At 65.1% G+C, this 10,098-nt stretch carries 11 protein-coding genes; 7 read left to right on the top strand and 4 right to left on the bottom strand.

The features are described from left to right. Nucleotides 1-297: 297 nt before the first annotated feature. Genes HK108_RS10130 through HK108_RS10120 form a run of 3 tightly spaced genes read left to right on the top strand, consistent with a single transcriptional unit; the run spans nt 298 to nt 3,040 of the window. The gene (locus tag HK108_RS10130; protein ID WP_181271444.1) at nt 298-1,641 is read left to right on the top strand and encodes an FAD-dependent oxidoreductase; all 1,344 of its coding nucleotides are present in this window, start codon (nt 298-300) and stop codon (nt 1,639-1,641) included. A gap of 22 nt (nt 1,642-1,663) precedes the next feature. Further along, complete coding sequence (locus HK108_RS10125) at nt 1,664-2,605, top strand: NAD(P)-dependent oxidoreductase (protein ID WP_181271427.1); 942 nt, start codon at nt 1,664-1,666, stop codon at nt 2,603-2,605. 39 nt (nt 2,606-2,644) lie between these two features. After that, nucleotides 2,645-3,040: an MmcQ/YjbR family DNA-binding protein gene (locus HK108_RS10120; protein ID WP_181271426.1), complete on the top strand. Its 396-nt coding sequence runs from the start codon at nt 2,645-2,647 to the stop codon at nt 3,038-3,040. A gap of 24 nt (nt 3,041-3,064) precedes the next feature. On the opposite strand, the gene HK108_RS10115 is transcribed toward HK108_RS10120, so the two are convergent. Continuing rightward, a complete protein-coding gene (locus HK108_RS10115) occupies nt 3,065-3,874 on the bottom strand; it encodes a hypothetical protein (RefSeq protein WP_181271425.1) in 810 nt (269 codons plus the stop codon). A gap of 149 nt (nt 3,875-4,023) precedes the next feature. On the opposite strand from HK108_RS10115, the gene HK108_RS10110 reads away from it, so the two are divergent. Both HK108_RS10110 and HK108_RS10105 read left to right on the top strand, forming a co-directional pair. Continuing rightward, on the top strand, nt 4,024-4,890 hold the full coding sequence (locus HK108_RS10110) for an aldo/keto reductase (protein ID WP_181271424.1): 867 nt from the start codon (nt 4,024-4,026) through the stop codon (nt 4,888-4,890). Nucleotides 4,891-4,928: 38 nt separating this feature from the next. Then, entirely contained in the window at nt 4,929-5,459 is a 531-nt protein-coding gene (locus HK108_RS10105) for a GNAT family N-acetyltransferase (protein WP_181271423.1), read from the top strand. Between the two features lie 88 nt (nt 5,460-5,547). Here HK108_RS10105 and HK108_RS10100 read toward each other — a convergent pair whose 3' ends face one another. Both HK108_RS10100 and HK108_RS10095 read right to left on the bottom strand, forming a co-directional pair. Beyond that, nucleotides 5,548-5,970 (bottom strand): PadR family transcriptional regulator, encoded by a 423-nt coding sequence (locus tag HK108_RS10100; RefSeq protein WP_181271422.1) that lies wholly within the window; start codon nt 5,968-5,970, stop codon nt 5,548-5,550. A gap of 1 nt (nt 5,971) precedes the next feature. Further along, a complete protein-coding gene (locus HK108_RS10095) occupies nt 5,972-6,424 on the bottom strand; it encodes a hypothetical protein (protein WP_181271421.1) in 453 nt (150 codons plus the stop codon). 96 nt (nt 6,425-6,520) lie between these two features. Here HK108_RS10095 and HK108_RS10090 point away from each other — a divergent pair, with 96 nt between their 5' ends. Then, nucleotides 6,521-7,240: a hypothetical protein gene (locus HK108_RS10090; RefSeq protein ID WP_181271420.1), complete on the top strand. Its 720-nt coding sequence runs from the start codon at nt 6,521-6,523 to the stop codon at nt 7,238-7,240. Between the two features lie 205 nt (nt 7,241-7,445). After that, nucleotides 7,446-8,951, top strand: a complete 1,506-nt coding sequence (locus HK108_RS10085; RefSeq protein WP_181271419.1) for a PepSY-associated TM helix domain-containing protein — start codon at nt 7,446-7,448, stop codon at nt 8,949-8,951. 195 nt (nt 8,952-9,146) lie between these two features. Here HK108_RS10085 and HK108_RS10080 read toward each other — a convergent pair whose 3' ends face one another. Beyond that, nucleotides 9,147-10,067, bottom strand: coding sequence for a carbon-nitrogen hydrolase family protein (locus tag HK108_RS10080; RefSeq protein WP_181271418.1), 921 nt, complete (start codon nt 10,065-10,067; stop codon nt 9,147-9,149). Nucleotides 10,068-10,098 lie beyond the last annotated feature (31 nt).

Here is a 10,098-nt window from a genome sequence, read left to right as displayed (position 1 = left end):
GAGCTCAAACGCAAGCTCAAATGGTATCTAGCGCGTCGGGTCTTCAGGATTCTCAACGGGTTAGAAACTAGTCCCGCGCCGGCTTGACAGACATAGAAGGATCGGCCCAGCAACCTGGCGCGAGGTATCTGGGCCGCCGTCGGGTAGCAATAAGGGGCGGGTACAGTGACAGACACCGACTCGAGAGGACAGAGCATGACCACAGAGACAGTGACGCAGTAGGGCACCTCGACCGAAACCACCCCATCCTCCACCCCCACCGGAGCCGACCACACCGAGCATGTCGACTTCCTCGTCATCGGCTGGGGCAAGGGCGGCAAGACTCTGGCCGGGACCATGGCCCGCGCCGGCAAGAAGGTCGCCGTCGTCGAACAGTCGGAGACGATGAACGGCGGCTCCTGCATCAACATCGCCTGCATCCCCACGAAGATCCTCGTCCACGACGCCGAGAACAAACGCGCCGATGACGACACCGACGAATACTTCGCCAAGGCCGTCAAACGCCGCGACACACTGACCGGGGCGATGGGGAAGAAGAACCACTCGATGCTCGCCGACCTCGACTCGGTGCTGCTGGTCAACGGCCGCGCCGAGTTCACCGGCGAACGCGAAGTCCGCGTCACCGGCGGCGCCGACACCATGACGATCACCGCCGACACCGTCATCGTCAACACCGGATCCGTCGCGAACATCCCACCCATCGACGGTGCCCAGCTCGGCGGCCGCATCCACGACTCCGAATCGCTGCAGCACGTCGACCCGTTCCCGAAACGCCTCGTCATCGTCGGCGGCGGCTACATCGGACTCGAGTTCGGATCGATGTTCGCCCACTTCGGCTCGCAGGTCACCGTCCTCGACCGCGGACCCCGCCCGCTAGCGAACGAAGACGACGACGTCGCCGAGGTGGTCGCCCAAGCCCTCGCCGACGACGGAGTCACCATCGTCAACGACGCCTCCGTCACTGCAGTCGACGACGGCGCCGACGCCGCGACCGTGACCTATGAGGTCGACGGAGAAACGAAGACCATCGACGCCGAGGCGGTCCTCCTGGCCGTCGGACGCAAACCCGCGACCGCGGACCTCGGCCTCGAGAAGGCCGGCATCGACACCGACGACCGCGGGTTCATCGTCACCGATGAGCACCTGCGAAGCTCCGCCGAGGGCGTGTACGCGTTCGGCGACGTCAACGGCGGACCGATGTTCACCTACATCTCCCTCGATGACAACCGGATCCTCGCAGACCAACTCCTCGGCGAGGGCAAACGGTCGACGAAGGACCGCGGATCCGTGCCGTACACGATGTTCCTCACCCCGCCCGTCGCCCGCGTCGGCCTGACCGAGAAGGCCGCTCGCGACGAAGGCTACGAGATCAAGGTCGGAGCGAAGCTGCAGGCCGATATCGCCGCGGCACCACGGGCGAAGATCGAAGGCGACCCACGCGGAATCGTCAAGTTCGTCGTCGACGCGACAACGGACCACATCCTCGGCGCGGCCCTCGTCCACGTGCACTCGCAGGAGGTCATCAACACCGTGGCGCTCGCCATGCGCCATGACGTCACCGCGACCGAGCTGCGTGACACGATCTACACGCACCCCTCCGCCACCGAGGCGCTCAACGAGGTGCTCGGCGCACTCACGTGAGCGCCGCGATAGGCTCGCCATCATGAGCCGCCGCATCGTCATCACCACCGATTACCTCGAACCCGGCGACAGCGTCGACCGGCTGCTGCGGGAGCACGGGCTCGAACCCGTCTACTCCCCGGCAGTCGGTTCCCGCACCGAGGATGAACAGCGCAACCTCCTCGTCGATGCCGTCGGTGCGATCGTCGCCAGCGAACCGATCACCAAAGACATGCTCGCCGAGGCGGCCGACCTCCGAATCCTCGCCCGCAGCGGAGTCGGATACGACTCCGTCGACACCACCGCGGCCCAGGAACTCGGCATCCACGTCGCCAACACGCCCGGCGTCAACCATCACGCCGTCACCGAGCTCACACTCGCCCTCATGCTCAACTGCGCCAAACACCTGAGCAACGTTATCGCCGGCACCAAAGCCGGGCAGTGGCCCCGCACGGCAGGCACGGAACTGCGGGGCAAGACGCTCGGCGTCCTCGGATACGGGCCCAGCGGCAAGGCAATCGCCGCAATCGGTGCAGCTCTGGGCATGAAAGTCATCGTCGGCACTGCCCACCCCGATACCAAGGCGGACCCGAGCATCGAATTCGCCAACGTCGACACCGTCGTCGCGGCCGCCGACTATCTCACTCTCCACGCCCGAGCGACCGGCAGCCCGATCATCGGCGCCGACAGGCTCGTTGCGATGAAGGACACCGCGTTCCTCATCAACACCGCTCGCGGATCACTCATCGACGAGGCGGCCCTCGTCGACGCCCTCGACCACGAACAAATCGCCGGCGCCGCTCTCGACGTCCTCCAAGCCGAACCGATGACCGCAGACGACCCGCTGCGCAGCTTCGACAACGTCTGGATCACCTCTCGCCTGGCCGGGCAGACAGTCGAAGCCAGAGAACGCGCCGGTCTCGCAGCAGCTCAAGCAGTCATCGATGTACTCGACGGAAAGGAACCCATCGGACTCATCGTCTGAAGAGTCCTATCCCACCTGCCGACGGCGTACCGTTGACTCATGGCGCATCCGCAGATGTTCGATGACGACGATCCGCTGCTCGAGCGGGTCCGCGCGATCGCACTCAGCCTGCCCGAATCGGCCGAGAAGATTTCGCACGGCAGACCGGCCTTCTTCACGAAGAAGATCTTCGCTCACTACGGCGGCACTGAGAAGCTGGCATCGGGGGAGATGGTGCAGCACCCGCAGGCGCTGCTCGTCCTGCTCGACCCCATGGACGCCGAGGTGGTGCTCGAGCGACCGGAGTCCTTCGTTCCCATGTACCTCGGCCCCTCCGGCTGGGTCGGACTCGGACTCGACGATCTCGACGACGAGGAGCTGCGCGAACTGACCATTGATTCCTATCGGAACACCGCCTCGACGAGGTTGATCAAGGCCCTTGACGCTCAGGAATGAGCGCTCAATGTTCCCGCTCGGCGATCAGTCTCGAGCGGTCCGCAGACGCTGCTGGTCAGCTTCGACTCTTGTGCGCCGCATCCTCGCAACGACGAGTAGGCCCAGTCCCACAGCGGCGACGACCACTCCTGCAAGGAACCCGTAGAAGGGAAACCCGTACTGCGTCACCGAGAACTCCTGACCGGTGACGGTGTCGCCCGAGCAGGTCAGGCTCGGCGGCAGATAGTCGGCCGTGACCGAAAACCCCAGCACATCATTGCCGCCGACGGTAAAGGGGCAGATCCCAAAGCCGTCCGATTTCGAGTACCACTGAAAATACTGGCCGAGCATCATCACCGGCAGCATGAAGACCCCGATCCCGATGAGCCGCAGCGGCCACCGATCGCGACGAGGCTCGGCGAACGGCGACCGGTACAGCCCGAGCAACCGGGTCACCATGAACGCGATCAGCACACCGAGAAGCACCGCGACGCTCAGAGCGGCGAATGCCAAAGCGAGCATGAACAGCGCCGAGGTGGCCCCGGAGTGCTCAATGATCGCGTGGCCGCCGTCGTAGGTCGGGGCCTGGCAGACGAACCCGGACGGTGCGCGATCCTCGATTTCGATCGCATCGGGGTCGACGCCAAGGGTATCGGCCAGATCGGAACAGGCATCGCCGGCACCCTGTGCACGGGCGACTGCTGTTGAAATCCACGAGGTCACCCACTGGGCGACGTGGAGCAGTACGGCGACCACCAATCCGGCGCTCGGCAGCAGAAACGCCACCTGCCACCGCGAAAGCCTGCGAATACGGCGAAGGAATCCCCGCTCCGCAGCTCGCGCGTTCGTCTCCATGCGACCACGCTAGCCCAAGCAGCATTGTGAAAACCCCGCGTCAGTGCCTCCTCGGAGGACCTCACAGGAAGAGTTCACCCACGACACCCCGCTCAAACTCATGGTGAACACCCTGGCCAGCGCCACCTCGGCGGTCATAGGGTGAATACATGACGACTCCAGCGAACACTCCCGCACAGAACTCACCGATCCCCACCCTCGACCTCAACGACGGACGCGCGATCCCGCAGCTCGGGCTCGGCATCTACGCGATGAAAGGCGACGAGGGGGTCGACGCCATCGTGGGTGCCGTCGACAATGTCGGCTACCGCCTGCTCGACACCGCGGTGAATTACGAGAACGAACACGAGGTCGGCCGGGCCATCGCCGACTGTTCCGTCGCTCGCGAGGATCTGTTCGTCACGAGCAAGATCCCCGGCCGCCACCACGGCTTCGACGAAGCCATCGCCAGCACCGAGGAATCCCTGGCCCGCCTCGGCCTCGACTACCTCGACCTCCACCTGATCCACTGGCCCAACCCCAGCGTCGGCAAGTACGTCGAGACTTGGGAGGGCCTCATCGAACTGCGCAGACGCGGGCTGGTGAAGTCCATCGGCGTCTCGAACTTCACCGCGGAGATGCTCACCGAGCTCGTCGAGAAGACCGGCGTCACCCCGGCCGTCAACCAGGTCGAGCTCCACCCGTATTTCCCGCAGACCGAGCTCGTCGCCTTCCACCGCTCCATCGGCGTGCAGACCGAGAGCTGGTCCCCGCTCTACCGTGACCAGGGACTGTTCGATGAAGCCCCCATCGCCGAGGCGGCCGCCGCCCATGGCGTGACTCCGGCTCAGGTGGTCCTGCGCTGGCATATCGAGATCGGCAGCATCCCGATCCCGAAATCGGCGAACTTCGAACGTCAGCGGTCCAATGCCGACGTCTTCGAGTTCGAACTCACCTCCGCCGAGGTGGCGGCGATCTCCGGACTCGAGCGCGGTCGCATGAAGGACCGGGATCCGCTCACTCACGAGGAGATGTGAGGCGGCGCAGCGGCGGGTGAAGCCGATCGCGAGGACACGTGGAATTTCGACGGACCACGCGGGCTGACTTTCCGCTGCTCGCGCGGTGGCTCGGGTCGCCCCGCGTCGCTCGATTCTGGAACCACGAGACTACCCCGGAGGCGATCGAACGAGACTTCGGCGGCAGCATCGATGGCATCGAACCGTCATTCGACTTCATCGTCGAGGACGCCGGGGTGCCGGTCGGGTTCATCCAACGCAGTGCGATCTGGGATTATGCGGACGAGCAGCGGGAGCTCATCGCTCTAGCCGAGGCCCCGCCAGATGCGCTGACGATCGACTACTTCATCGGAGAGGTCACCGCGACAGGCAAGGGCATCGGCACGCGGATGATCCGGGAGTTCACCGAGCTCTGCTTCGCTGACTGCCCGGCCGCCTCGGCGATCATTGTGCCGGTGATCGCTGGGAATCCGGCGTCGTGGAGGGCTCTCGAGGCTGCTGGATATGAACGGTTCGCCGCGGGGCACATCCAGCCCGACAACCCGATCGACGACGGGTGGCACGTCATCTATCGCCGGGATCGTCCTTGAAGGTTTGGCAGTCTAGGCTCGAGGTGCAGTCGCCGTTGGTTCGTGCCTCGGTGCTGTTGTCGATGCGGAGACCGAACTCCCGGCGCTGTCATCTCTCTTCCGGTACCTCGACGAGGCTGCCCTTGATTCCCGACAGATAGCTCGCTCCCAGCGGAGTGAGCGAGAGCAGTTTTCTCTTCGCCCCAGTCCGCGGAGCATCGACCGCCGTGCTTACCAGAAATCCGGAGTCCTGCAGGCGTTTGATGGTGCGATAGAGGCCGCGTTCTGTGATCTGCCATCCCGTGGCTGCGGTGACCGCCTCGGCGATGGTGGAGATCTCGGCCGGCTGATGTGTCGCGACGAGGGAGAGCGTGATCGGGGTGAGCATCGACTTCTTATACGTCTCGACCCAGGACTCGACGCGGTGGTCGAGCCACTCCCGCTCTTCCGGGGTGACTGCGGCCGGGTTGCCATTCGCCGCAGTCGTGATGTCGATTGCCTCGTTCGTGGTGTCGCGAGACTGTGCCGCCACCTCAATCCTCCCAGCCGCGGCCGAGGACTGAGCCGAGGAGGTGGACCAGCAGTCCGAGACCCCACAGGGCGCTCATCACGAGCGTGGCCCCGAACCAAGAGCTCTCGAGAAGGGTGTGGGTCGCGTCTCCGGCGCCGTCGACTTCGAAGCCGAGGAACATCACCCGGAGGATCGCGTGCAGATTGAAGGAGGTGGTGACGGTGACGAAGGCAATGGCATGGGCGATGACCACGCCGAAGCGGACACGTTTGAGCGCGGTCAGGTTCCGCCACAGCCACACCGCGATTCCGATGGCGACGAGTGCTGTGAGTCCACCGGCGAGGATCGTGACCTCGCCGCCGGTGGCAGCGACGACGATCTGCACGATGGTCATGGCGATGATGAGACCGAGCGTGTATGGGAGCAAAAGGGTTCGGGCGTTGGCGGGCGATGACGTCTGCGGAGCTGTAGTCATGTTGGTACTGTACCTATGGTTCACTGCCTGGCGCAAGGGTCGATCCCGCACGATCATTCGGGTGGGTTCCACCTGTGTGACAATGGCACGGTGAGGATGAGAGTCAGGCACCGGCGCGCTCTGCGCGGCACTCTCGCCGCAGCGTTCGCGACCTTTGTCGCGCTGACGTCGCACATCCTCGGCGGTGGATCGTTTCCGACTGCGATGGGCGTCATCGTGCCTCTGGCGCTGTCGATCCTCGTCTGTGTCCTCCTGTCCGGGAGCCACCTGTCGCTGCCGCGGCTGACAGTTTCCGTCGGAATCAGCCAGACGCTCTTCCACCTTCTGTTCTCCCTCTTCACTCCGCACGGTTCTGCATCGCCGAACGCGATGGCGCGCTCCGACCACGGTCTCGCCGCGCTCCTCGGCTCGCACACTCACCACTCGCCGGTGCATGGAGCCCACCACGAGGCGATGCATGCGTCACCCGGTGGTGCGATGCAGATGGCTCATGATTCAGCAGTCATGCCTGCCATGGACGGTTCTGTGGGTGCAGCAGCCGAAATGCATTCGCACTCGTCGCCGGGGATGCTGCTGGCCCACTGCGTTGCCGGGATCGTGACGATCGCGATGATCTATTGGGCCGAGCGACTGCCGGTCATGCTCGGCGACTTCGCCCGCTTGATCATCAGGGCGGTCGTCCCGCGCATCGTCGTCCTGCGGGCGCAGATCGAGAAGCCGCGGTCACTGATCTGCTTCGAACCCGAACTGCCACGCAGCCTCGGAGTGTGCCGATCCCCGGTGCTGCGGCGAGGGCCACCCCAGCCTGCTTTCTGACACTCATCACATCCGCGCATCGGCTCTCGTGAGCCGGTGCGATCACTGCTGACCGCATCTGGTCGTCGACCGCGACTGCGTGTCGTGCGCGACCACTGCCGACCGCAACTGCCTGTCGACCGCATCTGGTCGTCGACCGCATCTGCTCGTCGAGGGCATCGGGCCGACCCGATCCGGCTCAGCGCACCTGAGAGAAAGCATTATCATGACCACACCTTCATCAACCGTGCCCGAAAGCTCGGGCCCGGAACCGACCCGCCACCGTAACCGCCCCGACCGCCCCGACCGTCCTATTCCGTGGCTCGGTCCGCTCCTGCGCCGTCTCCACTTCTACGCGGGCATCCTCATCGGTCCGTTCATCCTCATCGCCGCGCTCACCGGGGCGGCCTACGCGATCAGCCCGACGCTCGAGAAGCTGGTCTATGCCGACCAGCTCAGCGTCCCCGCCACCGACGACCCTCTGCCACTGGCGGACCAGATCGACGCCGCGAACACTGTCATCGCAGGCAGCGATTCGACGCTGTCCGCCGTGCGGCCGGCCCCCGAGCCGGGCGATACCACGCGAGTGATGTATTCCGATCCCAGCCTCGGCGAGAGCGAATCCCGGGCGATCTTCGTCGATCCCGCCACCGCTGAGGTGGTCGGAGACCTCACCGTCTACGGAACCTCGGGTGCCCTGCCGCTGCGGACGTGGATCGATCAGATGCACCGGAGCCTCCACCTCGGCGACGTCGGACGGATCTACAGCGAACTCGCCGCCTCATGGCTGGGAATCGTCGCCGCCGCGGGTCTCGTCCTCTGGATCCTCCGCGCTCGCAAAACGAAGAAGCCCGCCGCGATGCTGCGACCGAACCGGAAGCACAAGGGGCTGAGACGCACGTTCTCCTGGCATGCCTCGGTGGGTATTTGGGCGGCGATCGGGATGCTGTTCCTCTCGGCCACCGGGATCACCTGGTCGCAGCTGGGCGGGGACAACGTGACGAAGCTGCGTGCCGCGCTGAGTTGGGAGACTCCGGCGGTGTCGACGGAACTCGGCGGTCAGAACGATGCGGAAGACGCAGCCGGTGCAGCGAGCGCCGGTGCGCATGCGCACCATGGAACCTCCGCCGAGGCGGCCGACTCTGCCGCTGCTCGTTCCGCCATCGACCCGGCGGACTTCGACATGATGTTGGCCATGGCTCGTGGGGTCGGCATCGACTCCGAGTCCGTCGAGATCCTGCCGCCCGAGGAAGACGGATCCGCATGGGTGGTGCAGGAGATTCAGCGCAGCTGGCCCACTCAGGTCGACACGGTCGCCTTCGACCCCGAGACGATGAAAGCCGTCGACCGGGTCGACTTCTCCGATTACGGTGTGGCGGCCAAGCTCGCCCGCTGGGGTGTCGACCTGCACATGGGCACACTGTTCGGCTTGGCCAACCAGATCGTGCTCGTTGCACTCGCTATCGCCATCGCGTCGATGGTGATCTGGGGATATGTCATGTGGTGGCAGCGTCGGCCGAAGCGCGGTCCGGCGAGACGGTTCGGGCGCGCACCCGCGCGCGGTGTGCTCAATGGGGCTCCGTGGTGGGGTGTGGCTGCGGTCGGTGCTGCCGCAATCGTGATCGGTGTGTTCCTGCCGCTTGTTGGTATCAGCCTCGTCGGGTTCGTCGTCATCGACGTTCTGCTCGGGCTGAGGGAGCGGCGTCGCCAGCGGCAGTCCATGAGGATCTAACGCTCACAGCACCGGCCGATAAGCGGAGGTACCGCAACAGGTACATGCCGTCATCACATTAAGTGCAATCCGCCATCACTTCTAGGACAGGTCATCAGGACGCGAACCGATGACCTGTCCTAGAAGTGATGCGACCGGATGCATTGGCCGGCAAGGACGAAGTCGAGCGGCCTTCGCGATCGGCCGCCCGCCGCTTCACTCAAACGTCACGGAGCTCTTCGCGCGAGTGTCGACTCGCAGCTCAAAAACGTCCGGCCGGGAGTAGTGGCCCACCGGGTCGAAATCGAGGTGCGAACGGGTCTTGGCGCCGAGGTCGATGTCGGCGTAGAGGATCGTCTCCTCGTCATAGACCGGTCCCGCCAGCACCTCGCCGGTGGGTGCGACGATGACGCTGCCGCCGCGGATCGCGGTCTCGCCGTAGGGGAGTTCCTCGTCGAAGGGGTGGTCGTCGGGGAACTCGCTCTTCGTGATGAACTGGCATGCCGAGAGCACGTGAGTGCGGCCCTCCAAGGCGATATGCGTCATCGTCGCCGTCCAGGTCGGACGGTCGTCGACCGTCGGCGCGCAGTAGACGGAGACGCCCTTGGCGTACATCGCCTGGCGCAGCAGTGGCATGTAGTTCTCCCAGCAGATGACGCTGCCCACTCGGCCGAAAGGTGTGTCCATCGTGTCGAGAGTCGACCCGTCTCCGAATCCCCAGATGACACGCTCGGTGCCGGTGGGCATGAGCTTCCGGTGTGCGCCGACGATCCCGAGTTTCGGGTCGATCATCACTGCTGTGCAATAGAGGGTGTTGCCGGACCGTTCGATGATGCCGATGACGACGAAGGCACCGACCTCGCGGGCCGCCTCGGCGAGCTTGGTGATTTCCGGTCCATCGACGGTGACTGCTCCGTCGAAGTACCGTTCGAATTGCGCCCGGCCCTGCCCGGTGCGCATTCCCACGGGAGCACCGAACGTGCTGCCCTTCGGGTAGCCGCCGATGAACGCTTCGGGGAACACGACGAGCCCGGCCCCCTGGCCGGCGGCCTCCCGCAGCCGGGCGATCGCCTTGTCGGTCGACGCTTCGGCATCGAATGGAACGGACCCTGCCTGGACTATTGCCACTGTGTTCATGATGCTCGACCCTCTTTTCTCTGTGGATTCT

Origin of the sequence: Brevibacterium sediminis (assembly GCF_013623905.1) — a bacterium.
In the GTDB taxonomy this organism is placed as follows: domain Bacteria; phylum Actinomycetota; class Actinomycetes; order Actinomycetales; family Brevibacteriaceae; genus Brevibacterium; species Brevibacterium sediminis.
This window is presented reverse-complemented; position numbering and strand designations above follow the sequence as displayed.

Coding starts and splice junctions, on each gene's coding strand:
- HK108_RS10125 (WP_181271427.1), top strand. CDS start 1,664: ATGAGCCGCCGCATCGTCATCACCACCGATTACCTCGAACCCGGCGAC.
- HK108_RS10120 (WP_181271426.1), top strand. CDS start 2,645: ATGGCGCATCCGCAGATGTTCGATGACGACGATCCGCTGCTCGAGCGG.
- HK108_RS10115 (WP_181271425.1), bottom strand. CDS start 3,874: ATGGAGACGAACGCGCGAGCTGCGGAGCGGGGATTCCTTCGCCGTATT.
- HK108_RS10110 (WP_181271424.1), top strand. CDS start 4,024: ATGACGACTCCAGCGAACACTCCCGCACAGAACTCACCGATCCCCACC.
- HK108_RS10095 (WP_181271421.1), bottom strand. CDS start 6,424: ATGACTACAGCTCCGCAGACGTCATCGCCCGCCAACGCCCGAACCCTT.
- HK108_RS10090 (WP_181271420.1), top strand. CDS start 6,521: ATGAGAGTCAGGCACCGGCGCGCTCTGCGCGGCACTCTCGCCGCAGCG.
- HK108_RS10085 (WP_181271419.1), top strand. CDS start 7,446: ATGACCACACCTTCATCAACCGTGCCCGAAAGCTCGGGCCCGGAACCG.
- HK108_RS10080 (WP_181271418.1), bottom strand. CDS start 10,067: ATGAACACAGTGGCAATAGTCCAGGCAGGGTCCGTTCCATTCGATGCC.